Origin of the sequence: Pseudomonas sp. P9_35 (assembly GCF_034008205.1) — a bacterium.
Taxonomy (GTDB): domain Bacteria; phylum Pseudomonadota; class Gammaproteobacteria; order Pseudomonadales; family Pseudomonadaceae; genus Aquipseudomonas; species Aquipseudomonas kilonensis.
The window spans coordinates 5543911-5568572 of sequence record NZ_CP125373.1; the positions used below are offsets into that span (position 1 = coordinate 5543911).

Here is a 24662-nt window from a genome sequence, read left to right on the forward strand (position 1 = left end):
GCCGGCTCACTCCCGGCCTCGCCAGCCGCTCAACCGACCCAAAATCAAATTTCAAGGAACAAGACAGATGACCGATTTCCAAGCTAACACCGAACAATGCGAACTACTGACCGATGAGCGGGAAAGCCGTGAGGTTACAGACCTTGCCCGGCCTATTTCGGACGGCACCGAAGCAACCGGCCATTGCAAAAAGAAACAGTTACTACTCGACGAAATCGAAAAGCTGAAGATCAGCCGCGACAAATACCTGAGTGAAGCCGAGCAACTGTATACCGAGATGGCCCCGCTGGAAGCGCTATTGGAAGGCGACGAGGTCATGGATGCTCATCGTCAATATGAAGTCCGGAAACAATACAACGACCTGAAACGCCCTTATGACTCGCGAAAACACCACGCCAGCATTATTACTAGCCAAATTACACGACGCGAGAATCTCGCCAATCACGAGACCTTGATGGCGGGTTACACCGAAGCGATGGCGAACTGGAAAGCCGACGAGCAAGAACTCAACGAAAAGCGGAACAGTCTCAGTAGCCGTTTGGAACAGATTCGGCGGCAAGCAAACGAGGACATGGCATCAGCCCGAGAAGCCGAAACCGATGCAGCAACTGCCTATGCCCAAGCCGTGGCATGGGGTGACACGGAAGGCGAAAAAAATGCCAGTGCAGACGCACAAAAGGCTGCGAAAAATCTTGCAACTGCAACCGAGCACAACCGTCGACAGCACTTGATCATGAGCGCATTGGAGCAGGAGCTCGTCACCGTCGATAAATATATCGTCGAAGCTCAAAAAGAACATAAAGCCATTGAAAGACACGCCCTGCTCCTAGCGCATACGGTGCTGGAAGAACAGTGGAACGCAAAAGCTGAGGAACTTCTGGATATGGGAGGCAAGCTTTGGGCTTCTTATCGGCTCATCGATCGCGATCAAGTCTCTCTCAGAAAGCTGGTGCTTCCGTTCGAGGGTGAAAGATTCGGTCACTGGAACAGCAATGATTTGGTAGAGCGTTCCTACAAGCACACCGTACAAGACGTACTCTCTTCGTAATATACAGAGCCACCTGAAACGGCCTACGCATGTAGGCTGTTTGGAGCCCGCCAGGACAAACATCATGAGCATTCAAATACAAAGCAGCGCGAGCTGGACCGAGACCTTAAGGTCGCGCAAAAACCATCTGACCGCATTACTCAAGATCATGGATATGAAAACCGGAAAAACTACGAAAGTCCAATCACTCACTGTCGATTTGATCAAGGCTGAAATGAGCCGCGTCGATAGCCAGCTGAGCGGACGAAAGTAATACTATACCTGTTAGCTGTAATACAATCCGATCAATATATGCAATACGTACCCGAGGAGAATTCTCATCAGGCGCTCTTAATACCGTATTAATGAAAAGCGCTTGATCGAGCAGCTTTATGCGCTGGAGGCATTGAAAGGTAACGCTCCACCTAAGAAAGAAACGGAGTTCTGGACAAGCTTGAAAGATGACTGGCTAAATATCGCTAGCCTGCTAAGGCCTCCTAGAGGCCTTTTCCTTTATACGTTCCCGCTATTTTTACGCCCCCCCCAACGTTGATGCGTGCATTGAGCTTGGTGCCGCAATACCAAGCTAATACTTACCGAAATCAAACGAACCATTTCCATTAATCCTTAGTAAGCCGTTCGATTCACCGAGCCAGCGCGCCTCTCTAGGAGACGTATTATATTTTAACGCGCTCCTCAAGGATCCTTGCCGCAACCCCATCTTTGAAGTGGAAGTAACTGGCAAGCCCGAACAAAATTAATTGAGCAACCCCAAGCTTCAAGGTTGGCTGTGCGATCATTCCAAAGTAGAACAATAAAGACACCGCCACCATGAAGAAGCGCTTGGAAGCGTACCACCCCAAAAACCTATCATCCGTGGAACGGTGTTTGATCGCCGACCTCGTCATTCTGACTGCGACCTGACCGAAAATAATGCAAGACCCTAACGACCAATCAGCCGAAAGTACGATTTCTTGCCATGTGTATGCATAGAGTTTTATTAATACCAGCATCGTGAACGGAATCACGATAAAAAGGTACTCGGACATAAGCTCGGCTAAAATAGCCTTGCGGTTTCTAGAAGAGAGGTCTGGGTTCATGTTGAAGCCCTACATCTCGGTGAATGTCTATTACTCTTTTTATTTTTGCACTGGATATGAAAGGCTTACCTTTCCCGGCAGGCGGGGTGTAAATCTCATAGGCAACTTCAGCCTCCATAACATCTTTGGGTCCAATAGGCCTTATCAACCCATCTTGATAACCTTCTAGCCAGGCAAGATCAAAAATATTCGCATTATACCGACTGCCGGTGCTAACACTAAGCATCGACCACGCACCCTTTCCGATATTCACTGGAGCTCTGACATAAAGTTTGTCGACGCCAACATGACTATCCTTTACTCCCAAAAACATATCTTTTGGATTGGCATTAAATCGCCAGTGCGTGTTGATCGAAGTAACGCTTTGAGCCTCCACGAGAGTAGCCGTTGCGCTCTCCTCCGGAAGTAAACGTTTGTTTGCTTCCGAAAACTTACTCAAAGCGATTGCTAAAGCCTTTCGATCAATCATAGGGTCCGCAGTTTGCCCAAGATTAAGCTTGCTCAATTGAGCTTCCAGCTTCGTCGCCAAGAGATCTACTTCCTCTTCAGTACTAGTAGAGTCGACTTCAGAAAGTTCGCCGGCTAACTTCACGCCTGCATCAAACACGGCATCTTCAACCCATGTTCTGACTCTACCTGGAACAGACTTGAGTAAACTCGCTATCGACCCTGTCTCTACATTTTCCAGTCGAAGCTCGAAGTCGTCTGCCGCGCCAACGCTTACCGCAATAACCTGTCCAAGTGCTTGGTAAGCCTCTATGTAACCGCTCATAGCCTGGAATATCTCAGCGGGCCTACGTCGTTCCCTAGCGAAATCGATCTTGATCCTCAGCGTCTCTTGCATTTCGGCCTACTTCCATGAGTGATAATGGCACCTGGGCTGCATGAAAGCTCTCGTCGGCACGATCATTGCGCCTTTAAGCGAGCTGAGCAACCAAACTACAAGCGTTGTCTCCCTGAGCCACAGATACACCGATTTTAATTCCAATGATGGCAAAATGTCTCCGGTGGTCACAGGTTAACTTGGTCTTCCTTTCCCGTTTTAGAAGCCTTTGCCTTCCGACACTGTTCATCCGCACAGTATATCAAATTGGGAAGTCTGACAAATTTCTTTAGGTTTGCAGCGCGCATCGTGGCTCTGGAGGCAATGAAACGACAATCCCCACTGCGAGTGTAGGGTGGCGTTTTTGACTTTGGCACTCGACAGGTTTGACTGTTGCCTAAAGTAGGCGGGCGCTGCGGGAGCTAAAGAGACTTCGGTCTATCACGCAGAAAGCGTAGTCTGCCCCGAAAACATAATAACCGAAACTGTAGCAAACCTATTTTAATACAAGTTGCACTCAGAGTAGAAAAAATACACGAGCTTGCGCAGCAGCAAAAGATTTAGAGGACACCAGGGCCAGATAACCACTTAATTCTAGAAATAATAATGGAACACATTACCCCCCCTATAGTTTAAGCATTGTTCAAAACCTAACGAGGCACGCTGTATAATTATCTGATGCAGCAGACAATGTACCAGAAAAACCCTCAACCGAAAGAACCCCTGACATCAAATCCACAATAAGCGATCGATTTAGATGTTCCCAAAAACCATCACTACACAATAAATAATTGCTTTCACCACAATAACTGAAGATAACTTCCTCCGCAGCATGCAGGGGCCGCGGAAACTCCAGGAATTTATTTAGAACACGCCGCCCAGGGTGTTTTTTCACCAATTCAGCGATTCTAGCCTGATCCATACCACGGGCGACCAGATCATCCCACGCGTTAGTATGATCTAACGTTAAAAGCTCCCCACACTCAGAGTAAGCTCGGCAGTCTCCCAGGCTACTTAGAGATACATTGTCATAATTTTTTGCAATGCAAACAACAGACATTTTTATATTGAAATCAACGCTAATTCGCCCCAGCAACTCACTTGCGGAGGAAACACCATCAATAGAAAAACTCTTCATTTCCATTGCAAAAAGTTCGACGTCATGCTGCTTACAACCATAGGCATCAACGACGAGAACTGCACTAAAGCCTTCAGCTTGAAATTCGATTATACAATCTAAATTTTCAAGGCGTCCGCCTCTGCCACAAATTGCTGAGATTATCATTCCTCAAAAAGCTCCCAGGGTAAGTTCCTATAAAAATCCGACACCCTTTTATAAGACTCTTCAAAATCGGGAAGTACCTTAACGGTCGCCTGTAGGTCTGCGTACCGCTCAAATGACCTTTCCTTGATGCGAGGATCGTCCATGCCCGCTGCATTTAAGAATTCGCATACATCTTTTCCTTCACTTTTTCGGATCAAGGAATCAAGAATATTATATCTATCTTCAGCCGTTGGCTCTTCTATGGTAGTCAGTAGATAATTCACGTCATAGATGTCTTGCTCTCGGTTTCTTTCCCTCACAACTTGCTGGAGTATCGACCTATACTTCTCAGCAAGCAGATCAAATATTCCGTAGACTTTGAGCTGCCCGTCGTCAATTTCGAGAATTTCGAGATTATAACTTCTTTCATTAAAACTATAATCGATGCTAATTAAATTTGTCCCTCCCCTACTCTCAAGCCTTTTCATTTGAGCCTGATCATTTTTATAGGCATAAGCCACCTTCAACTTTACGGTCGGGAAAGTTCCCTGTGCATTGGGTTGAATCTTGTACGACTGCAATTTGCATTTCATGCCATAAGCTAGCTCAGCCTCAGCAACATCAAGCGAATCATTGAAACTCCCTGTGAACTCTTCTAGACTCACCTCCGCCAAACGCAAGTCTGTAGAAAAGTCTATGTCCGTTGTGTATCTACTACTCCCATATCTCAACCCTAACAGGGCGCCTCCCTTCATAACCATCTTAGCGCTTAGCTCATCGCTTCCAGATATTGCCTTCAATATCATATGAGTTGCGTGCCTAATAGCTTTCTGGTCTAGAGGCGAATCGTTAACCCACTGTTCAATGTGCATTTCCATATTTTTTTGCCATATCCACGTTCAAAGATAATGACCAGTCTTCATCATATTCTGATGCGAACGGCCTATTCGGACTCAAAACTTTAGAACTACCTCGAGTTTTGCTTGATTCTAAACGAAGGAATTCGAGCTTTGAGCTTTTAATGCCGAGCATTTTATCCAAAACAAAACCGGTTCGAGCCCGATCTATCTTACGACCGTACTTTTCCAATGCAGTGATAATCAAAGACGAATACTTCTTTCCATGCTCTAAGAAAACCTCCAGCACATGTTCCTCTCCTCCGCTTTTCTGAGGATCTCGCAACATATCGATAAATGTTTTGCCAATTGCTGAAACCCTAAGTGGCGACTCGCTAACCTCTAGCGGCTCCACATAATGCGTTTCGCTACTTATAACAATCTGCCGCCCGTCAAGCTTTATATTTCTTGGATATTTAGCCGCAAAACTTTTCGGATCGAAGAGATGAGCATCTTCTATATCAATGTCTTCTGCTGCGCGATGACGCCAGTCAGAAGGAGAGCATGTTGTAAAATAAATATCTACAGGAATTTTGTCAGTCAGCCCGTACCACTCCATTGCACTCAGATGCGATATATAGCCGTATGGATAAAGAGCGCATAAGGTTTCCTGCGGAGTATATTCACGCTTCCCTTTGATTACGTAACACTCCTGCAACTGATTTGTGGAGAAGTGATTGTACTCAGCGTCAATTGGACTAAGCACGCCTGATCGCTGAAGCTTATGAATATTATTTTCATAATCTTTTGGAGCAGCATACTCTTTACGAATTTGTTGTATCCGCTCGCCTTTATAACTTTTATCGAGATAAAATTTATAAATTTGGAGAGCTATTTTTTCTTTACTTATAACTGAATAGGGATAGTCATCAAGCACCCACGACGTTAAAGCCTCTTCGATAAAAATCATTTCTTACTCCGAAGGTAACGACCTGTGCCGTGTATACGTCCTTAGGACGTATACACGGCACAGGCCTATATGTCAAGCGCAGAGCCTGAAGATGAATGAGCTAAGACTTTTTAGAATTATCTGCCGATAAAATAAATCCTTAGGATTTATTTTATCGGCATTAAGGTATGTTGTCAATAGGCTTCCATCAACGGCAGATAGGCAGATAGGCAGATAGGCAGATAGGCAGATAGGCAGATAGGCAGATAGGCAGATAGGCAGATAGGCAGATAGGCAGATAGGCAGATAGGCAGATAGGCAGATAGGCAGATAGGCAGATAGGCAGATAGGCAGATAGGCAGATAGGCAGATAGGCAGATAGGCAGATAGGCAGATAGGCAGATAGGCAGATAGGCAGATAGGCAGATAGGCAGATAGGCAGATAGGCAGATAGGCAGATAGGCAGATAGGCAGATAGGCAGATAGGCAGATAAGCAGATAGGCAGATAGGCAGATAGGCAGATAGGCAGATAGGCAGATAGGCAGATAGGCAGATAGGCAGATAGGCAGATAGGCAGATAGGCAGTAGATATTCGCTTTTCAGCTATATACGTCCTTAGGACGTATATAGCTGAAAAGTATAAATGTCAAGCAAACACCTGAAAATATTGAGCTTTATCGCTGATGACTACTTAATATGGGTAAAATAAATCCTTAGGATTTATTTTACCCATAGTTAGCAATTCTTTCAACACTTTTTTCCGCTAATTTCTAGCATCGCCCATCCAGCTGAAGCAGATCCAACGGTCTATTACGGAGATACACTCCCCTCTGATTGACTCGCCGCATGTGCCATAGATTTGTGATTCGGTGCTTGGGCTACGGCCTGGCGGAGCCATGGGAGGTGGACGAGGGGTGCTCGGTTTAGAAACAGAAGCTTTCAATAGTGGACTTTCGCTGCCATTAAAATGGCGGGGTATCAGATTTTAATTTCGCACCAATCATTATTGCCTGTAGCGATGGTCAGCTTTTAGCCATAGCAGCCGCTTATATGACCGAAATTAGCCCTAACCACCCGCTAGAAATAATCACCCCTCAGCCTAAGCGTTACACGATCCAAACCAGTAACACAGCACTTTACCGACTAAGAGAGCTCGTGTTACTCATAAATATCAATAAAATCAATGTCTTGCATTAATCGTTACACCAGTAACCTCCGTAACACTAATTTTAAGACCAGTTAGCAACCCCAGCTCCCCGGAAGCTCAATTCCCCCCAGCGAAGGGCAGGGGAATCCAATAAGATGCCGAGGCCCCGGAGGTTTCCATATGGACACGAGACCGGAAATCTGCGTGATCATGTCAGCGGAAAGGTGCCCAGCTTAATGAACCAGGTTAGCTGCTGTTCGCCAGGGCTTTTTCACTATGGATCTGAACCTCGCTAGGGCCCCTGGCATTTCGGAAAGACACGGGGTCGGAAACCCGCGTGATCGTGTTAGCGAAGAAGTGCACAGCTTAGTGAACAGGTGAACCTGATGAACTGATGGTTCACCTGTGCATTTGCCCTATCGCTTGGTGGCTCGCCGGGGACCCTGGGCATTTCGAATGGGTACGGGGCAAAGAACCCGCAGCATCTTGTTAGCGACTGAGTTTTCTACGTCGGTTGACAGGTTGACGTGGTTGACACCACCTCGAAGGTTGACCGGGCGCAACCGTTCGCTATCAACAACACAATGGCTCACCTTTACCGTTGCGGTAACGATCCCCTTTTTTCGTCAGGATCCTTTCAATTTCAACGTTGAAATTTCAGTAAGCTGCAATCTCTGTCGCTATCAAGATCCCGCGGGTTTCCGACCCCGTGCAGAAGAAAACGCCCAGGGTCCCCAGCAGTTTTTTGATCGACTACCATTGGATCGTTGCGCTTTCGACAGTTTGGCTGTTGTATGTCTGGACCTCATCGTCAGTGCTGAAGGGATGTCATGGGACGGAATGATCGGAACTACCTATTTTCTGATGGCGATCTAGCTACGACACTGGATCAGCAAACACGATCTATCAAGGGGCTAGTCGAACAAATACCTCAGAGCCAATTCCTAGCGACTAGCGCAGAGACCCTAATTGAAAATATCGTAGATCGACTAACAGTTTCTCCCCTTGTGCTTCATGAAGACCAAATGCAAATGGAGCAAGCCGAGGTAAAAGTAGATGTCGCCGGCCGCTTTGATTTCGACGATGTTCCTGGGGGAGCCAAAGCGGATGGTCATCAGCTTCGTTTCTTCGTCCCCTTTTCGGGAGACGCTGGGCTTTGGAAATGCCAACCGAATGTGTGGAGCTCGAGGCCCCCTCAAGGAGAAATCGATGCACGGAGAAATTTGCTCATTCTCTCTTTTCAAAATACCAGCAACACAGCCCCTGAATGGTATCGACAGGAACTCGATAGCAGCCTGCAACTAATTCGACAATCAATCACTGCTCAAAGCTCGATGCTGTCGCAATTCCATTCCGCCCTTCCTGACTCAGTACGAAAATCAGTGCAGCACCGACGACAAGAAGTAGAGAAACTCCACGGCTTGGCTTCGGCGTTCAATATTCCGATGGTCAAAAAGCCAGGCATGCCTGAGTTCACCCTCGTAGACGTTAAGAAAAAGACTGTTCGAGCCCTTCCGAAAGCTCCCGCTGCTGGCTACAAGCCCGAACCTGCTATAACTGCCGAGCTCTACACAGAAATCCTCAGCAACATTCGCCACATGGGTGCCACCTTTGAAGGAACACCTCAAACGTACTTATCATTAGGCGAGGAAGGGCTTCGAGACATTCTGTTGGCTAGTTTGAACGGTGTGTATCAGGGGGCCGCAGCAGGAGAAGCGTTTCGTAAGTACGGCAAAACTGATATCCGAATCGAGGAGGAAACTCGCTCTGCCTTCGTGGGTGAATGCAAGCTTTGGGGTGGCGAAAAAGTTCTCGTTGCAGCTCTCGACCAGCTGTTGGACTACTTGACTTGGAGAGACTGCAAAGCAGCATTGATTCTCTTCAATAAATCGGTATCAGGCTTCGCCGGCATACAGGAAACGATTTCTCAATCGCTGCCTCAGCATGAGCTTTTCATTCGGTCTTCTCCGTCAGAGCAACTAGGAGAATGGAGGATGACATTCAGGGCCAAAGAGGATGAGGGACGCGAAGTCACCATCCATGTATTCTGTTTCAACCTTTACGTGTCTGATGAGCGTGCAGGTAAGAAGCGCTGAGATCAAGCTGTACCCCGCAACTCAATGACTACAGGAATTTACAATCCTAGTTAAAATGCCCTCGGCTCGGGAGAACGCTCATGGAAGATGTCTCGCTGCTCGCATCATTGCTTAAGCGTATGAATGAAAACCAGTTGGCGTTGGGGGCTGCTATTGAGGAACTATCGAACTGGGTTGAGCAACGTGGATCTACAGAAGTGGCACAGAATATCCGTGGGGCACTGGAGACGCTGGATAGAAACTCAGGATTCATCACCCTAGCCCTGGCCTCTCTGGCAGCCGAAGGACGTTCAAAAGAATAGCGTACTCGCTTCCCACTTCAGCCAGCCATGCTTGGTTGACGCACGCAGCTCAACGTCTGGTGGTGCCTTCATGGAAGGGGATGCAAGCAAAACCAGTAGCCAGAAACGAGCGGCTTGTATGCCTCGCTGTATGCCACACCTTAAGACGTTACTTTAAATCTATATATTTCAATAGCTTACAGAACAAGTTCAAATGACTGTGTACCACCAAGTACTAAAAACGGCCTATCGAAAGATAGGCCGTTTTTTTATGCCCCAGGAAAAGTGCCTGCCCTCTCAGGATTTGGTTGCACGCCCCCCCGTGGCAAGAAGCCTTGTTGATTTGCGCCCCACGCCTCGCGTCGCTACAGTCGTTCTCTATCTCCCTGGCCCACGGATGGAGCGACACGTGCTTATAGACCTGAAACCGAACCTTCATCGCCTGTCAGCCGTTTCGTTGCTGGCTGTCGCCCTGACACTCATCGCCTGTAAGGCCCCGCCCTCCTCCACTGCCACACCGGCATTACCTTCCCCGCCGGAAATCACATCCGGCTACCGCGCCGACGTGCAGACCCGTTACGCCGACAAGCACATGGCGGCCGCGGCCAACCCGTTGGCGGCCGAGGCCGGGCGGGAGATGTTGCGGCGCGGCGGCTCGGCCATCGACGCGGCGATTGCGATGCAAGCGGTGCTGACGCTGGTGGAACCGCAATCTTCAGGTATCGGCGGCGGCGCGTTCATTGTGCTGTGGGATGGCAAGGCCGTGCGCACCTACGACGGTCGCGAAACGGCACCGGCTGGCGCCACCGAAAAACTTTTCCTGCAAGTCGACGGCAAACCCATGCCGTTTACCACCGCTCAGATCGGCGGCCGCTCCGTGGGTACGCCAGGGGTATTGCGCGCCCTGGAACTGGCCCACCGCAAACACGGACGCCTGAAATGGGCGACGCTGTTCGAGCCGGCCATCGCGCTGGCAGAGCAAGGTTTCGCGATCTCGCCCAGGTTGCATTCGTTGATCGCGACCGATCCGTCCCTGCCGGGCTCGCCGGACATGGCCGCCTACTTCCTGAACGCCGATGGCAGCCCGAAAGCCGTCGGCACGACACTGAAGAATCCGGCCTTGGCCGGCGTCCTCAAGCGCATCGCCAACGAAGGCCCGGATGCGTTGTACAAAGGGCCCGTGGCCGAGGAGATGGTCGCCAAGGTGCGCGGCCACGCCAATCCCGGCAGCCTTTCGCTCAATGACCTCCAGGGCTACGCCGCCCGGGAGCGTGCGCCGTTGTGCTCCGACTACAAGCGCTGGCAAGTGTGTGGCATGGCGCCCCCGTCTTCTGGCGGGATTGCCTTGGCGCAGATCCTCGGGACATTGCAGGCCCTCGAACAGCGCGACAGCCACAATGCCCTCGCGCCGTTGAAACCCCTCAAGACCGATAAACCCGCCGGCCTCGAGCCCGCGCCCGAGGCGGCGCACTTGATCGCTGAAGCGGAACGCCTGGCCTACGCCGACCGCGCCCAGTACGTCGCCGACGCGGATTTTGTTCCCGTGCCGGTCAAAGGCCTGGTCGACCCGGGCTATCTGGCCAGCCGCGCAGGCCTGATCGGCCCACGCAGCATGGGCGTCGCCAAGCCCGGGACACCGCCGGGCATTCAGGTGGCCTATGCGCCGGACCGTTCGCCACTGCGCATTTCCACCTCGCAAGTGGTGGCGGTGGATGACCAGGGAGGTGCCGTATCCATGACCACCACAGTGGAATCGGCATTTGGCTCGCACTTGATGGTCCAGGGTTTCATGCTCAACAACCAGATGACCGACTTCTCGTTCATCCCTGAAGAAAACGGGCAAAAAGTCGCCAACCGCGTCGAACCCGGCAAGCGCCCGCGCTCGTCCATGGCACCGACGCTGATCTTCGATCGTCAAAGTGGTGAGCTGCTCGCCGCCGTTGGTTCACCGGGTGGCTCGCAAATTATCGAATACGTCGCCAAGTCAGTGATTGGCCTGCTCGACTGGAACCTGGACCCGCAAACCGCCATCAACTTCCCAAACTTCGGCAGCCGCAATGGCCCCACCGAACTGGAAAAGGGGCAGTTCAGCCCGACGCTGATCCAGGCGCTGAAAGACAAAGGCCATGCGGTGAGCGAGATCGACATGAACAGCGGCACCCAGGCGATCGTGCGCGTGCGTGATGCGCAAGGGAAAACGTCTCTGGCCGGCGGCGCGGACCCGCGGCGCGAAGGCGCAGCGCTAGGAGATTGAACGCTCGCCTATCAAATTGAGGCAGCTTGCTCGGGTGTTGAATGTGCCGCCGCCATCGCGAGCAAGCTCGCTCCCACAGGGGGTGGCGGCGAACACAATATCAAGGCTATTCAGGGAGAACTGTGGGAGCGAGCTTGCTCGCGATAGCGTTGGGTCAGCTTGCACAGATGTTGAATATGCGACCGCCATCGCGAGCAAGCTCGCTCCCACAGGGGATGGCGGCGAACACAATATCAAGGCTATTCAGGGAGAACTGTGGGAGCGAGCCTGCTCGCGATAGCGGCGGCTCGCTCAGCAGGTTTCTCAGGTCGATAGCTGGTTGGCAAACTGGCTTACCGCATCGACCACTTTCTTCGCCCCGTCCTGGATCTCGACGATCACCGTCCCCGCCTCGGCGGCCAGGGCCAGGCCGTGTTCGGCCTGGTGCTGGCCGTCGGTCATCAGTGCCACGGCGTTACGGGCCATGTCCTGGTTCTGGCGGACCACGCCAACGATTTCATCGGTCGCCTGGCTGGTGCGCGATGCCAGTTGGCGCACTTCATCGGCCACCACCGCAAAGCCACGGCCTTGCTCGCCGGCCCGGGCCGCTTCGATCGCGGCGTTGAGCGCCAGCAGGTTGGTTTGTTCGGCGATGCCGCTGATGGTCTTGACAATGGTACCAATCACTAGAGATTGCTCGTTCAACGCCTCGATGCCTTCGCCAGCGGTTTGCATGTGCCGGGCCAAGTCGCGCATCACCTCCACGGCCTGGGTCACCACCGTCGTGCCACGCTGGGCGGTGTTGTCGGTCTGCCGCGAAGTGCTGTAGGCGATGCCGGCCGCCTCGGCGACGGCTTTTTCCTGGTTGACCTGGTCGGTGATGTTGGTGGCGAACTTGACCACTTTATACAGTCGATCGTTGGCATCGACCACCGGGTTGTAGGAGGCTTCCAGCCAGACCTCACGACCATTGCTGTCGATACGCTTGAAGCGGCCGGCCACGAATTCACCGCTGTTCAGGCGCTTCCAGAACTGCTGGTAGGCCGCGCTGTTGTATTCCTCAGGTTCGCAAAATGTGCGGTGATGCTTGCCCTTGATCTGCGCAAGGCTGTAACCCATGGCGTTGAGGAAACGATCATTGGCCGTCAGCACGTGACCGCCCAGATCGAATTCGATCACCGCCGTTGAGCGCACCAATGCACCGATGAGGTTTTCATGCTCGCGAGAGGCCTCGATGGTGCGGGTCAGGTCATTGGAGTACATCGAAAAATAGCGGATCCGCCCGTCAGCCCCCCGTACAGGCTGGAGGATCGAACGCAGCCAGGCTTCCTGGCCATTGCTTCGCAGCAGGCGCACGGCACCGGAAAAGTGCTCGCCACGGGTCAACGCCGACTTGAAGCGAACCTGGAACTCATTGGATTTCAAATATGCAGGAACCAGTTCATCCACAGGCCGGCCAATCAAGTCCTGGCTCTTGTAACGCATCTCGTCGAGGAAATTCTGATTGACTGATTGAATCCGTCCATCGGCATCCAGAGTGAGGCCAAGCATCTCGCGATCCAGGCTTTCCTTGACTTGCGCAAGGCTGGACAGTTCTTGGCGAAGAGCCAACAGCTCCTGCTTCAGGCGGTTGTTGAACATGGGCAGCTCCGACAGCAGGAGAATGAAATGCTGTTCCCTAGCCATCGGCCTGGCGTTTTTTTTCTAAAGAGCAGCGCGAGCCCCTGGTGAAAATATTCCAGGACGCCCTCGAACCCGATAAGCCTCCCATGGTCACTGGATTGTTCTACTGTTGCGCCTGACCTTTGAAGCCTTTGCCGCCATCAATACCCATAACCATAAAAACGAGGTAATTGCCGTGACCACCGACATCGAAGACAGCCGTTCCGCCCGCTTCGCCTTGCGCTGTTCCAGTTTCGCCGAGCGCTGGTTCCCCGACTCCTGGGTCTTCGCCGCGCTGGCGGTGCTGGTGGTCGCCGTGGCGACACAATTCATCGGCGCCACGCCCACGGCGGCGGCCATGGCGTTCGGCGACGGTTTCTGGAGCCTGATCCCGTTCACCATGCAAATGGCCTTCGTGGTGATCGGCGGATACGTGGTCGCCAGCTCGCCACCGGCCGTCAAATTGATTGACCGCCTGGCACGGATTCCGACCAACGGCCGCTCCGCCGTGGCATGGGTGGCGCTGATCTCCATGGTCGCGTCGTTGCTCAACTGGGGCCTGTCGTTGGTGTTTGGCGGTTTGCTGGTGCGCGCCCTCGCCCGGCGCACCGACCTGAAGATGGATTACCGCGCCGCCGGCGCCGCCGCGTACTTGGGCCTGGGCGCAGTGTGGGCCCTGGGGTTGTCTTCGTCGGCAGCGCAATTGCAAGCCAACCCGGCCAGCCTGCCGCCCTCGATCCTGTCGATTACTGGCGTCATTCCTTTCACCCAGACGATTTTCCTCTGGCAGTCTGGCGTGATGCTGCTGGCGCTGATCGTGATCTCGTTGATTGTCGCCTACGCCACCGCTCCCGGGCCGAACAGTGCCCGTGACGCCGCCGCTTGTGGCATCGACCCGAGTTTCAGCATGCCGGCGTTGCAGCCCCGTACCCGCCCAGGGGAATGGCTGGAGCACAGTCCGCTGCTGACCATTGCACTGGTGCTGCTGGCAGCCGGCTGGCTGTTCCACGAGTTTTCGACCAAGCCTGCGATCAGTGCCATTTCCGGGCTCAACACGTATAACTTCCTGTTCATCATGCTGGGCGCCTTGCTGCACTGGCGGCCGCGCAGCTTTCTCGACGCCGTCGCCCGCGCGGTGCCGACCACCACCGGCGTGTTGATCCAGTTTCCGTTGTACGGCTCGATCGCCGCACTGCTGACCACGGTCAAAGGCGGCGATGCCCAGACCCTGGCCCACCACATCTCGACCTTTTTCGTACAAATTGCCTCCCATGACACCTACGCCTTGTTGATGGGCGTCTATTCGGCGGTCCTGGGCTTCTTCATTCCTTCTGGCGGCGGCAAGTGGATCATTGAAGCGCCCTACGTCATGCAGGTGGCCAACGACCTGAACTATCACCTGGGTTGGGCGGTGCAGATTTATAACGCCGCCGAAGCGCTGCCGAACCTTATCAACCCGTTCTACATGCTGCCGTTGCTCGGGGTCTTGGGGCTGAAGGCCAGGGACCTGATCGGTTTTTCCTTCGTCCAGTTGCTGGTGCATACGCCGCTGGTGCTGGCGCTGCTATGGGCACTGGGGACGACATTGAGTTATTTGCCGCCAGTGATGCCATAAAGCCATAAAAAAGGGCCGATATTTCCATCGGCCCACTTCTTCTTCGGCCCGGTCTGTTTCAGTATGGATGCGCCCTGTTTCGAGGGGCCCACACGCTGAAAAGGATCTGAGCATGTCCAAACTCGCCGCACTTTCTTTTGCCGCCCTGGCCTTCAGTGCCACCGCCCACGCCACCGACATTGACGTACAACTGGGCAGCACCGAACGCGTCACCCGCCTCTTTGCCTACCCCAACAACTGCAACGTCATCTGCTTTCGCGACTGGACCCTGGAACAGACCGTCGAGCACTACCTGACCCAAAGCGTGCAGCGCGACGGCTACGGCACGGCCAAGGTCCACGTCAAAATCGATAACGACAAGGTCTATGCCAACATCAGCGGCGTACCGAAGAGCTATGGCCAACCGCTCAAGGCCCTGCTTGACGCCGGGGACCTGGCGTACAACGGTGCCTCGAAACTCAACAGCGAAAAAAAATGGTCCTACAACTGGTACCTGTTCCTGCCGCTGGGCATGGCCCTGGAAAACCGCAAGAGTGTCGAGTTGCTGCACTTCCCGCCGGACTACTCCCTGACCCAGGCCCAGGACTATCTGGAGTCGGCGACCACCGATCGTTGGGCCACGCTGCTGACCGTCAACGGCATTGCGGTTGAACAGACGCCGGCCTACCAGACCATCATCGACATCGCGCCCATCGCAGCGCCGTCCAATGCTGGCAGCACATTGGAGGGACTCTATAGCTACTTCAACGATTACCAAACCACCATGGTCACACAGGTCACCCAAACCGCCAGCGGCGCCGCGTTGCCGATGGTGGCCTTCGGAGCGCCCGTTCGGAACTGGATCAAGACCCAGTACGGCCAGACCGTGGATGTGCTCGGCTTGGCGACCATCACAACCGGCAGCGGGGCCAGGGTTCCGGTCCTGGGCTCCAACCATCCGAGCTATATCTGGTACGCCGCCGACAAGGACAGCTACGACGGTGACGAAGCCAAGGCCGATGCCGCTGGTTTGAAAGTCATGGGCCAGGACCTGAGCGCTGCATGCTGGCAGGCCGGTATGGGCAGCAAGCCGGGCACCGACCCGAACACCCTGCTGAACCAATGCACGCAGACCTGGCAGGTCACGCAGAAGGAGAAAACCTGCGAGTTGTTCTACACCTCGATCCGCAAACTGAGCGAGGAAGACGCAGAGAAACAATGCGAAACACCGGCGATCAAGTCGCAACTTCCGCAACTGAAGGTACCGATGCCGCTGCCAGCCGAGGCGGTCTAAACCTTGAGGTGCTTTCCCGCGCAGGCTGGCGCTGACGCGGGAAAGCGCCTTTGGCACCTGTCAGAGTCGACAGTAGATGACGCACCCGACTTGGGCGAAGCTATCAGGGTTTTTTCAACGACCGCCGGCAGGATCGCCAGCGCCAGAAAGTCGAGTGTTTAGCACCGACAAGGACTGTCATGACCACGTTCATTACAGATCGCGCCTGTTCACAGCACCGGGATTGCATCTACCCGGAAAAACAACTCGGCACCCGCCTGGGCTACCCTTCTGTGCGCGATTTTGAAGTGCACCAGACGACCGACGGGCGCGGCCACGGCATCATCGCCCGCAAGCCTTTCGCGCCCATGACGCGGATGTGCAGGGTGTCGGGGTTGCTGGTGAGCCGACGGCGCCTGCACACGCTGCAGATCCTGCCGGACGTCCACATGTATGACCCACGCTTCGCTGGATTGCTGCTGCATTCCTGCAACCCGAATGTCTTCCTCGACATGAGCGAACTGTGGCTGTGGTCACTGGCCCGTATCGATGAAGGTGACTCCCTGACGATGGACTACGCCAGTACCGAACAGAAACTGTATCGACAGTTCGCCTGCCGGTGCGGCTCATACAACTGTCATGGCTGGATTACCGGCTATGACGAGCCGCCCAATGAGCAGGGAATGACATTTCTACGGCACTGGCGTCGTCAGTGTCATCGCGACTGACGAGCCGACGTCAGGGCGCGCCGACCGGACGCAGCCGATACTGCGGCGGCAACTGTTCGAAACCGCTGATCGTGGTGTCCAGGCTCTTCCAGCGTCCGTCCTTGATGCCGTAGATGCAGCCATGGATAGACAGTTTCTGCCCGCGGTGCCAGGCGTTCTGCACGATGCTGGTATGGCCGACGTTGGCCACCTGCTGGATCACGTTCAGCTCGCACAGGCGGTCGACACGTTCCTCCTCGGTCGGCAATTGGCCCAACGCCTCGCGATGCTCGTAGTACAGGTCGCGAATCGAGCGCAGCCAGCCGTCGATCAGGCCCAGTTGCCGGTCCTGCATCGAGGCACGCACGCCGCCACAGCCGTAATGGCCGGTGACCAGGATGTGTTTGACCTTGAGCACGTCCACTGCGTACTGGATCACCGACAGGCAGTTGAGGTCCGTGTGCAGCACCACGTTGGCCACGTTGCGGTGTACGAACAGATCGCCCGGCAGCATGCCGACGATCTCGTTGGCCGGCACCCGCGCATCGGAACAGCCGATCCACAGGTATTCCGGGGTTTGCTGACGAGCCAGCTTGGAGAAGAAGTCAGGATCTTCCTGCTTGATCGCATCGGCCCAACGCGCGTTGTTATCAATCAGATCTTGTAATTCGTTCATGCTGTCTAGCCTCGATTGAGAGTGCGCAACTGTGACAAACGACCGTCGGTCGAGGTCACGTCGGCGATGCATTGGAATTCCTGGATGCGCTGCCGGTCGACACCAGTAAGGCCCACAGTATGAGGAATTGCCATGAATGATTCACGACGTCCCTTCGATGCGACGCAACCGGAACCCATTGACGACAATGAGGATCGCATGGGCTCGATGCATGAACTGGAGTTCGACGAAGAAGAACCCAGCGCGAAGATCGGTGACGAACTGCCGGAAAACGAACGCGAGCACCTGATGCCTCGCGAACGCGTCCGAGAAGCCGGGCTGACCGGGGCTTCGACGGGTGATCACGAATCGACCGACGACGACATGAGCCCGGAAACCCTCATTCGCGAAGACGGCGCCCGGGACGCCCACGAGACCGGGGACGACGAACAGGCGGACTGGGACCTGAGCGTGGTGGATGAAAATGATATTGGCGGGGGCGATGGGCTGGACGAGGCGGAAATGGCCGATATCGATCCGCTGGATGGCAAGCGCTGACCCGACGATCGCCATCGCGAGCAAGCTCGCTCCCACAGTGGTTTTGTGTATGACCTAGGATTTAATGTACGCCACCCAGCCCTGTGGGAGCGAGCTTGCTCGCGATAGCGGTGGATCAGTTTGCATCAATGTCGCATGTACCGCCGTCTTCGCGAGCAAGCTCGCACCCACATGGGGTCGCGGCGCTTCAGTCCACCAAGGTACACGCCATGACCACCGCATCCTCACGCCCGCCCACTGCCGGGTAGTAATCCCGGCGCCGGCCAATTTCATTGAAGCCATAGCGCTCATACAGCCGGAACGCCGTGCGGTTGCTGTCGCGCACTTCCAGGAAGCACTCCCGGGCCTCGGCCTTGTAGGCAATCGACATCAAGTGCTCCAACAGGCGCAAACCCAGGCCACGGCCCTGGTTTTCCGGTTTGACGGTGATATTGAGCAGGTGCGCCTCATCCAGGATGATCTGCACCACGCCATGGCCCACTTGCTGCTGGCCTTCGAACATCAGCCAGATCTGGTATTTGCCCAGCCCGTCGAGAAATATCCCGCGGGTCCAGGGGTGGCTGTAGGCGGCGTATTCGATTTTCAGTACAGCGTCGAGGTCCGCCTCGGTCATCGGGCGGAACAATACAGCGTCACTCATTCGATTCTTTCCAGCGCGCCATCAGCCGGCGCATGGCTTGCCAGACATCAGCCTTGCGCTGTGGCGTTTCCATTAACAGTTCCAACCCGGGCAACGCCCAGGCCGAGCCCAGGCCTTCGACCTGCAGTTCACGATTGAACGCCTCGGCATCCGCCTCGCCGGCAAACTTCACCGCCGGCAGGCCGATCAGCCACAGGCACACACAGGGCTCGTCTTCGAGGCGCGCCGAAACGAACCCCTGGACAAAATCCCGCGCCGCTTCGGGCCCCTGGTCCATGGTGCCGCGCGACAACAGCGGCCAGCGCACCGGCTCGCCGATGATCTGCGGGCTGTCCGGCAGACCGGCGGCGCGCAGCATGTCCTTGAGCAGCAAGTAGGCTGGATCGCGGCTTTGAAACGGCTCACCCGTGGGCAACTCCACCAACAGCAGGCAACGCCCGGCCCGCAAAAGCTGCAGGGCGAAACGCGGCGGCGCGATGTAGGGCGCCTTAGGCGGCGCCTCGACAACCTCCTCCACCGGCTTGGCGTTGGTACGGGTCGAGGCCAGGCTTGGACGCGGCACTTCGATTTTCGGCCGCTCGGCCACGGGCGCCACCGGCTCGGCGACCGTCTTGGCCACAGGCGCGGTCACGACCGGCGCGATGTACTCGGGCTCGGGCGTTTCCAGCAGCTCGGGCCGCGACGGGGCGGCGAACGGCAATTCGGTACGCGGCAGCCAGTTGACCACCTGCATGGCGGTCAGATAGGCGCGGCGACGGGACTCGATAAGCAAGGGTCGGCCACTTGTGGATAACTGAAAGTGGGAGGGATTCTACCGCCCTTCGGCGCGGATCGCTTCCCTGTTGAGCCAATAGTTGATCGATAGCAAACGACAGTCCGTCCAAGGGGTGAATCGCAAGCGGCCCGATGCAGTACAATCGCCGCTTTTAATTGCCAACCCGACGGCCATTGCGATGATCGAACCCAAGCGCGTCTTGCGCGCCCTCGCTGAACACTGGGCATTGCTGGAACCTTTGTGCGAGCACTTCGACCAGGGCACCCTGAGCCTCAACGAATTGCGTTCACAGCTGGCCGCCCAACAACTGGACAGCACGCCCCAGGACATCACCAGCCTGCTGGATGTGTGGATCCGCCTGGACATTCTCGTACCGGTGGCGAAAAGCCCGAACCGCTTCGAGCTCAACGCCCAGATCCATGACTTCCTCGCCTACCTGCGCCGCGAACACCGCCTGGGCCTGTGCCTGGAGATCGAAGCCTACCTGCGTCACCTCGAGCGCCTGGCCGGCTACATCCAGGACGCCTTCGACATTCGCGACGGCAACGACCTGGCCCGCCAACTGCGCCTGCTGGACATGCGCGTGCGCGATGTGCTCAAGAAACTCGCCAACGACGAACAGGCCCTGGTGGCCGTGGCCGAACGGGCCAAGACCAGCGACCGGCAGATCCCGCTGCGCCAGCGCTACGCCGAAGTGCTGGCGACCTGGGACGAATACGTCGAGCCGATGATCCAACTGGTGAATGCCGACGGCGCCTTCGAGCAGGGCGTGCGCAAGGTCGAGAACGTGCTGTTGCGCATGCTCACCGAACAGCAGCGCCTCGGCCACCTGGTGGACGACGACATGCTGCTGCGCACCCATGCGCGCATCCTTGAGATGCAGACCAGCGCCCAACTAACCTTGCGGCACGCCCGTGAACTGCTCCTGCCGCTGCGCGAAGAGGCTCGCCGTCACAACGCCGTGACCCGTGGCGCCGCCCTGGCCCTGGCCGCCATTCGTCGCAAAGGCATCGATGCCGTGCCGCAGGCCGCCATGCCGCTGTTCACCCGGCCGCAAAGCACCTTCCTGGGCAGCGCCAGCCAGGTCGAAGCCTACGTCTATGCGCTGGCCCGTTTCGAGCCGAAACCGGCGCGCTTCCCCAAGTCCCACAAGACCCACAAAGGCGGCGAGGCACCGCGTGCGCCACGCACCGTGCGCGAGATGGTGGAGCGCTGCGAAGACGCCCTGCCGATGCCGGACCTGATGACCTGGCTGCTGGAACAGGAACCGGACGGCGCCACCGACGAATTGCTGTATTGGTTCTCGCGCCTGTCGCGGGAAAAACGTTTCAAGCGCGAGCGTCTGGAACGCCGCGACTATCACACTCACGAGCATCAGGTCAGCCTGCGCTCCTTCGCCCTGCTCTCGGCCGGCGACACCGCCGCCGAGGATTCTGCGAGCATCCCCCATGCATCTTGATCTATCCGAACTGTCCCAGCTGGCGCCGATCTTTCGCGAGCTGTTCAAGGGTTACCACGTCAGCCGCCGCGACCCGGAGCTGTACGCGCAACTGTCGAACTTCCAGGACCAGTACCGCACGCTGTTCAAGGCCCTGGGCTTCGAACTGGTGTGCGACACCCGTGGCTTCTATTACTTCGTACCGGACCTGGCCGCCGCGGCAGTCAACAAGACCGCCCAGCGCCTGGCCCTGTTCACCTTCATTCTGGTAGAGCACCTGGCCGACCAGGGTCGCGACCCGATTGCCGTGCTGGACGGCGGCAGCCTGGGCCGCGATGAGCTGCCTTCGTTGCTGGAAAAATACCGCGACCTGTTCATCCAGGCCGAAGTACAGACCCAGGAAGAGCTGGAAGAAAAAATCATGCGGCGCATGACCCAACTGGGTTTCGCCAACGAAGAAAACGGTGTGTACCGCTTCCTGCCGCCGATGCATCGCTTCCTCGACGTGTGCCTGTCGGTCCAGCAGGACCGCGACCTGGCCGCCAGCCTGCACAGCGTGTTGCCGTTGCCAGTGCCGGTGCTGATCGACGAAGACAGCGACGAGAAGCTGCTGCAGACCGACGATCCGCTGGACCTCAGCCCCTTTGATGCCGAGAGCGAAGAAGACGCACTGGCCCGCGCCATTGCCGAAGAACAGGAGACCGACGCATGAGCAAGGAACGCTACGGTATCCGCCGCTTTGCCCTTTTGAACACCGCCGGCTACAGCCTCGGTCTGTTCCCGCTGGAAGAACCGCTGTCGGTGTACGGCGCGAACAACCTCGGTAAATCCGCCTCGATCAACGCCTTGCAGTTCCCGATCCTGGCGCGCATGTCGGACATGAGCTTCGGCAAGTACAGCCTGGAGCAATCCCGGCGCTTCTACTTTGCCTCGGACACCAGCTACATCCTGGTGGAAGTCGCCCTGCCCCACGGCCCGCACGTGATTGGCGTGGTCGGTCGCGGCCCTGGTGGCGGTTTCGGTCACCAGTTCTTTGCCTACGCCGGCAAACTGGACCTGGCCCACTATCAGAAAAATGACACCTGCCTGCGTCAGAAAGAGCTGTTCACCAACCTGGAGCGCGAAGGCCTGAAAGCCTACGAACTCAAGCCGGATGAACTGCGACGCCTGCTGGTGGGTGGCCACACCTCGATCCCGCTGGACCTGACGCTGATCCCGCTGCGCTCCACCAGCGAACAAAGCCTCAAGACCTTCCGCGCACTGTTTATCAACCTGCTGCACATGCGCGAAATCACCGCAGCCAAGCTCAAGCAACTGTTCCTCGACGCGTTCGAGCACAGCCTGCGCTCCGGTAGCGTGGACTACATCGCCGCGTGCGAAGAAGCCTTCCGCGACGTACGCCGCATGGAGCAGGACTACAACTCCCTGGTGGCGGCCGGTCCGCTGGTGGAAGCCCTGGCCAATGGCGTAAAGCAGCGCGATATCCTGCGCGGCAAATTGCATCGCCTGTCGCCATTGCTCGATTCGTTGCTCGGCACCTGGTCGGACTACGCCAGTGCGCGCAAGGAAGAGCTGACCATCCAGGCCGAACACTACCGCAACGAACAGGATTCGCTGCAGAACGACCAGCGCGGCGGCACTCAGGAGCTGATGCGCCTGGAACGGGAAATCAGCGGCATCCAGCGTTGGCTCGGCGAACTGTCGGTGCTCAAGCATCGGTTTGCCCTGGTGGATGACGTCAAGGTCCTGGAGCAACAACTGCTCGCCGCCAAGGACGCCCACGACGAACTGGCCGGCGCCCTGGCCCAGTCCCGGCAGTTCAGCGCCGAGGACTTGGAAGAGCGCCTGCGGGACCTGGAAAAACGCCTGAAGTCGGTCAAGCTGCAACTCGATCACGCCGACAACAACAGCTACGCCCGCCTGCGGGAAGAGTTCTCGCAGCAGGACGTCGAACGCCTGATGCGCCTGTTCAACAGCGCCCTGTTCAGCCTGCCGCTGGGCGAACACGGCATCGCGCTGGACGAGAATGGCGAGTGGGTCAAATCCATGGAACTGATCCTCGACGGCTTCAAGGGCGAGCGTTTCGAAGTGCCGGGCCTGTCCATCGACCTGTCCCACATCGAGCCGCCTGCCCTGCAAGCCCTGGCCGACCGTGCCGCGTTGCGCGACCAGAAGGAACGCCTGGAAAAAGAACTCAAGCAGCTCAAGACCCAGCAAGCCGTGGCCGCCGACCGCGCCGCGAGCAAGACCCAGACCGAGGCGCTGTACCAGCAGGTCCTGGATGCGCAGAAAGCCCTGGAAGACTTCCGTCGCAGCCAGACCCTGAGTGCCGAAGAAGGCGAGAAGCTCGAGCAATTGGCGCAGATGGAAGCCGCCCAGGACGAACTCAAGCGCTCCAGCGATGCCTTCACCGAACGCGTCCAGCAGTTGTCCGCCAAGTTGCAGTTGGTGGGCCGGCAGATCGCCGACATGGAAGCCAAGCAACGCACCCTCGACGACGCCCTGCGCCGTCGTCAATTGCTGCCGGCGGACCTGCCCTTCGGCACGCCGTTCATGGACCCGGTCGACGACTCCATGGACAACCTGCTGCCGCTGCTCAATGACTACCAGGACAGCTGGCAAGGGCTGCTGCGGGCCGACGGCCAGATCGAAGCGCTGTATGCCCAGGTGCGCCTCAAGGGTGTGGCCAAGTTCGACAGCGAAGACGACATGGAGCGACGCCTGCAACTGCTGATCAACGCCTATGCCCACCGCACCGACGAAGCCCTGACCCTGGGCAAGGCGCGCCGTGCGGCGGTGACCGACATCGCCCGGACCCTGCGCAACATCCGCAGCGACTACGACAGCCTCGAGCACCAACTGGCGCTGTTCAACCGCGAGATCAACAAGCGTCAGGTGTCCAACCTGCAGAGCTTCCGGATCGTCCTCGCGCCGAACAAGGAAGCGCTCAAGCACATCGACCAGATCATCCACAGCGCCGGCCAGTACGAGGAAGGCGAGACTCTGTCGGTGTTCGACCTCAGCCAGAGCGCCGAGCAGGACAACAAGAACGAAGAAGCCAAGGAATACCTGGCGCGGCTGGTGGCGGCGAACCACAACCAGCTCGGCCTCAAGGACCTGTTCGAACTGGCGTTCGAGATCACCAAGGTCAACGGCCAGCCAGTGATCCACACCGACATCGACGGCGCGGCGTCCAACGGCACCACCATGACCATCAAGGCGCTGACCAACATGTACTTGTTGCTGCACCTGATGGACCGCGAACAGGCCGGCCGCGTGCGCCTGCCGTACTACCTGGACGAAGCCGCGGACATCGACGAGAAAAACCAGGCCGCACTGCTGGAAACCAGCCTGCAACTGGGCTTCGTGCCGATCCTGGCCAGTGTGAAGCCGCAAGTCTGCGCCAGTGTCGCCATCGACCTGGAAGGCGGCAGCGGGCCGAACGGTATCTACATCGACGAAGCGGACTGGAAGTACATCCGTCGTCACGATGCAGTGAAGGCCACGGTGAACGTCCAGGCCGACGAGCCGGAGCTGGATCCGGTGTGAGGTGAATAGCCGGACATGAAAAAGGCCGCGATCCATTGGATCGCGGCCTTTTTT

Annotated in this window: 22 protein-coding genes and 1 pseudogene; 12 read left to right on the plus strand and 11 right to left on the minus strand. The window is 56.2% G+C overall.

The window, feature by feature from the left end:
• The first annotated feature begins 67 nt into the window (after window positions 1-67).
• Window positions 68-1048 (plus strand): chromosome segregation protein SMC, encoded by a 981-nt coding sequence (locus tag QMK47_RS24620; protein WP_320389445.1) that lies wholly within the window; start codon window positions 68-70, stop codon window positions 1046-1048.
• Between the two features lie 64 nt (window positions 1049-1112).
• The gene (locus tag QMK47_RS24625) at window positions 1113-1301 is read left to right on the plus strand and encodes a hypothetical protein (RefSeq protein ID WP_320389446.1); all 189 of its coding nucleotides are present in this window, start codon (window positions 1113-1115) and stop codon (window positions 1299-1301) included.
• Window positions 1302-1704: 403 nt separating this feature from the next.
• Here the strand turns inward: QMK47_RS24625 and QMK47_RS24630 are convergent, their stop codons facing one another.
• The 5 genes from QMK47_RS24630 to QMK47_RS24650 all read right to left on the minus strand — a co-directional run bounded on the left by QMK47_RS24630 (window position 1705) and on the right by QMK47_RS24650 (window position 6020).
• Window positions 1705-2127: a hypothetical protein gene (locus tag QMK47_RS24630; RefSeq protein ID WP_320389447.1), complete on the minus strand. Its 423-nt coding sequence runs from the start codon at window positions 2125-2127 to the stop codon at window positions 1705-1707.
• Window positions 2105-2971, minus strand: a complete 867-nt coding sequence (locus QMK47_RS24635) for a hypothetical protein (RefSeq protein ID WP_320389448.1) — start codon at window positions 2969-2971, stop codon at window positions 2105-2107. Before QMK47_RS24635 ends, QMK47_RS24630 begins: the two co-directional genes overlap by 23 nt.
• Window positions 2972-3593: 622 nt before the next feature.
• On the minus strand, window positions 3594-4235 hold the full coding sequence (locus QMK47_RS24640) for a hypothetical protein (RefSeq protein WP_320389449.1): 642 nt from the start codon (window positions 4233-4235) through the stop codon (window positions 3594-3596).
• Window positions 4232-5092, minus strand: coding sequence for a nucleotidyl transferase AbiEii/AbiGii toxin family protein (locus QMK47_RS24645; protein WP_320389450.1), 861 nt, complete (start codon window positions 5090-5092; stop codon window positions 4232-4234). The genes QMK47_RS24640 and QMK47_RS24645 overlap by 4 nt, the downstream gene beginning before the upstream one ends.
• A complete protein-coding gene (locus tag QMK47_RS24650; protein WP_320389451.1) occupies window positions 5076-6020 on the minus strand; it encodes a hypothetical protein in 945 nt (314 codons plus the stop codon). Before QMK47_RS24650 ends, QMK47_RS24645 begins: the two co-directional genes overlap by 17 nt.
• A gap of 2152 nt (window positions 6021-8172) precedes the next feature.
• On the opposite strand from QMK47_RS24650, the gene QMK47_RS24655 reads away from it, so the two are divergent.
• From QMK47_RS24655 to ggt, 3 genes are all read left to right on the plus strand, one after another.
• Window positions 8173-9243 (plus strand): hypothetical protein, encoded by a 1071-nt coding sequence (locus tag QMK47_RS24655; RefSeq protein ID WP_320389452.1) that lies wholly within the window; start codon window positions 8173-8175, stop codon window positions 9241-9243.
• Window positions 9244-9323: 80 nt separating this feature from the next.
• Entirely contained in the window at window positions 9324-9545 is a 222-nt protein-coding gene (locus QMK47_RS24660; protein ID WP_320389453.1) for a hypothetical protein, read from the plus strand.
• Between the two features lie 376 nt (window positions 9546-9921).
• Window positions 9922-11778, plus strand: coding sequence for a gamma-glutamyltransferase (gene ggt, locus QMK47_RS24665; protein ID WP_320389454.1), 1857 nt, complete (start codon window positions 9922-9924; stop codon window positions 11776-11778).
• A 303-nt stretch (window positions 11779-12081) separates the two neighbouring features.
• Here ggt and QMK47_RS28830 read toward each other — a convergent pair whose 3' ends face one another.
• Window positions 12082-12537: a methyl-accepting chemotaxis protein gene (locus QMK47_RS28830; RefSeq protein ID WP_413817784.1), complete on the minus strand. Its 456-nt coding sequence runs from the start codon at window positions 12535-12537 to the stop codon at window positions 12082-12084.
• Between the two features lie 84 nt (window positions 12538-12621).
• Window positions 12622-13443, minus strand: a pseudogene (locus QMK47_RS28835) (PAS domain-containing protein); the annotation flags it as partial.
• Window positions 13444-13615: 172 nt separating this feature from the next.
• On the opposite strand from QMK47_RS28835, the gene QMK47_RS24675 reads away from it, so the two are divergent.
• From QMK47_RS24675 to QMK47_RS24685, 3 genes are all read left to right on the plus strand, one after another.
• Window positions 13616-15034, plus strand: a complete 1419-nt coding sequence (locus tag QMK47_RS24675) for a short-chain fatty acid transporter (protein ID WP_258691271.1) — start codon at window positions 13616-13618, stop codon at window positions 15032-15034.
• Between the two features lie 112 nt (window positions 15035-15146).
• Window positions 15147-16307: a hypothetical protein gene (locus QMK47_RS24680; RefSeq protein WP_258689374.1), complete on the plus strand. Its 1161-nt coding sequence runs from the start codon at window positions 15147-15149 to the stop codon at window positions 16305-16307.
• 179 nt (window positions 16308-16486) lie between these two features.
• Window positions 16487-17014, plus strand: a complete 528-nt coding sequence (locus QMK47_RS24685) for a lysine methyltransferase (RefSeq protein WP_253478211.1) — start codon at window positions 16487-16489, stop codon at window positions 17012-17014.
• Window positions 17015-17024: 10 nt separating this feature from the next.
• Here QMK47_RS24685 and can read toward each other — a convergent pair whose 3' ends face one another.
• Together can and QMK47_RS24695 are read right to left on the minus strand one after the other, a co-directional pair.
• Window positions 17025-17669 carry a carbonate dehydratase gene (gene can / locus QMK47_RS24690; protein WP_058546018.1) on the minus strand — a complete coding sequence of 215 codons (645 nt, stop codon included), beginning with the start codon at window positions 17667-17669 and terminating at the stop codon, window positions 17025-17027.
• A 5-nt stretch (window positions 17670-17674) separates the two neighbouring features.
• Window positions 17675-17803 (minus strand): hypothetical protein, encoded by a 129-nt coding sequence (locus QMK47_RS24695; RefSeq protein ID WP_258689375.1) that lies wholly within the window; start codon window positions 17801-17803, stop codon window positions 17675-17677.
• On the opposite strand from QMK47_RS24695, the gene QMK47_RS24700 reads away from it, so the two are divergent.
• Window positions 17802-18206, plus strand: a complete 405-nt coding sequence (locus tag QMK47_RS24700) for a serine kinase/phosphatase (RefSeq protein WP_320389456.1) — start codon at window positions 17802-17804, stop codon at window positions 18204-18206. The two genes, QMK47_RS24695 and QMK47_RS24700, sit on opposite strands and share 2 nt — an antisense overlap.
• 187 nt (window positions 18207-18393) lie before the next feature.
• On the opposite strand, the gene rimI is transcribed toward QMK47_RS24700, so the two are convergent.
• Together rimI and QMK47_RS24710 are read right to left on the minus strand one after the other, a co-directional pair.
• Window positions 18394-18846, minus strand: a complete 453-nt coding sequence (gene rimI, locus QMK47_RS24705; RefSeq protein ID WP_214512436.1) for a ribosomal protein S18-alanine N-acetyltransferase — start codon at window positions 18844-18846, stop codon at window positions 18394-18396.
• Window positions 18839-19618, minus strand: coding sequence for an energy transducer TonB (locus QMK47_RS24710; RefSeq protein ID WP_320389457.1), 780 nt, complete (start codon window positions 19616-19618; stop codon window positions 18839-18841). The genes rimI and QMK47_RS24710 overlap by 8 nt, the downstream gene beginning before the upstream one ends.
• A 181-nt stretch (window positions 19619-19799) precedes the next feature.
• Here QMK47_RS24710 and mksB point away from each other — a divergent pair, with 181 nt between their 5' ends.
• Genes mksB through mksF form a run of 3 tightly spaced genes read left to right on the plus strand, consistent with a single transcriptional unit; the run spans window position 19800 to window position 24608 of the window.
• Window positions 19800-21080, plus strand: a complete 1281-nt coding sequence (gene mksB, locus QMK47_RS24715; protein WP_063325220.1) for an Mks condensin complex protein MksB — start codon at window positions 19800-19802, stop codon at window positions 21078-21080.
• Window positions 21070-21771: an Mks condensin complex protein MksE gene (mksE, locus tag QMK47_RS24720; protein WP_024618905.1), complete on the plus strand. Its 702-nt coding sequence runs from the start codon at window positions 21070-21072 to the stop codon at window positions 21769-21771. The genes mksB and mksE overlap by 11 nt, the downstream gene beginning before the upstream one ends.
• Window positions 21768-24608 carry an Mks condensin complex protein MksF gene (mksF, locus tag QMK47_RS24725; protein WP_258689376.1) on the plus strand — a complete coding sequence of 947 codons (2841 nt, stop codon included), beginning with the start codon at window positions 21768-21770 and terminating at the stop codon, window positions 24606-24608. The genes mksE and mksF overlap by 4 nt, the downstream gene beginning before the upstream one ends.
• The last annotated feature ends 54 nt before the right edge of the window (window positions 24609-24662 follow it).

Coding starts and splice junctions, on each gene's coding strand:
- mksB (WP_063325220.1), top strand. CDS start 19,800: ATGATCGAACCCAAGCGCGTCTTGCGCGCCCTCGCTGAACACTGGGCA.
- QMK47_RS24620 (WP_320389445.1), top strand. CDS start 68: ATGACCGATTTCCAAGCTAACACCGAACAATGCGAACTACTGACCGAT.
- QMK47_RS24645 (WP_320389450.1), bottom strand. CDS start 5,092: ATGGAAATGCACATTGAACAGTGGGTTAACGATTCGCCTCTAGACCAG.
- QMK47_RS24655 (WP_320389452.1), top strand. CDS start 8,173: ATGCAAATGGAGCAAGCCGAGGTAAAAGTAGATGTCGCCGGCCGCTTT.
- can (WP_058546018.1), bottom strand. CDS start 17,669: ATGAACGAATTACAAGATCTGATTGATAACAACGCGCGTTGGGCCGAT.
- QMK47_RS24625 (WP_320389446.1), top strand. CDS start 1,113: ATGAGCATTCAAATACAAAGCAGCGCGAGCTGGACCGAGACCTTAAGG.
- QMK47_RS24685 (WP_253478211.1), top strand. CDS start 16,487: ATGACCACGTTCATTACAGATCGCGCCTGTTCACAGCACCGGGATTGC.
- QMK47_RS24660 (WP_320389453.1), top strand. CDS start 9,324: ATGGAAGATGTCTCGCTGCTCGCATCATTGCTTAAGCGTATGAATGAA.
- QMK47_RS24650 (WP_320389451.1), bottom strand. CDS start 6,020: ATGATTTTTATCGAAGAGGCTTTAACGTCGTGGGTGCTTGATGACTAT.
- QMK47_RS24640 (WP_320389449.1), bottom strand. CDS start 4,235: ATGATAATCTCAGCAATTTGTGGCAGAGGCGGACGCCTTGAAAATTTA.
- mksF (WP_258689376.1), top strand. CDS start 21,768: ATGAGCAAGGAACGCTACGGTATCCGCCGCTTTGCCCTTTTGAACACC.
- QMK47_RS24680 (WP_258689374.1), top strand. CDS start 15,147: ATGTCCAAACTCGCCGCACTTTCTTTTGCCGCCCTGGCCTTCAGTGCC.
- QMK47_RS24695 (WP_258689375.1), bottom strand. CDS start 17,803: ATGGCAATTCCTCATACTGTGGGCCTTACTGGTGTCGACCGGCAGCGC.
- QMK47_RS24630 (WP_320389447.1), bottom strand. CDS start 2,127: ATGAACCCAGACCTCTCTTCTAGAAACCGCAAGGCTATTTTAGCCGAG.
- QMK47_RS24635 (WP_320389448.1), bottom strand. CDS start 2,971: ATGCAAGAGACGCTGAGGATCAAGATCGATTTCGCTAGGGAACGACGT.
- ggt (WP_320389454.1), top strand. CDS start 9,922: ATGGAGCGACACGTGCTTATAGACCTGAAACCGAACCTTCATCGCCTG.
- mksE (WP_024618905.1), top strand. CDS start 21,070: ATGCATCTTGATCTATCCGAACTGTCCCAGCTGGCGCCGATCTTTCGC.
- QMK47_RS24700 (WP_320389456.1), top strand. CDS start 17,802: ATGAATGATTCACGACGTCCCTTCGATGCGACGCAACCGGAACCCATT.
- rimI (WP_214512436.1), bottom strand. CDS start 18,846: ATGAGTGACGCTGTATTGTTCCGCCCGATGACCGAGGCGGACCTCGAC.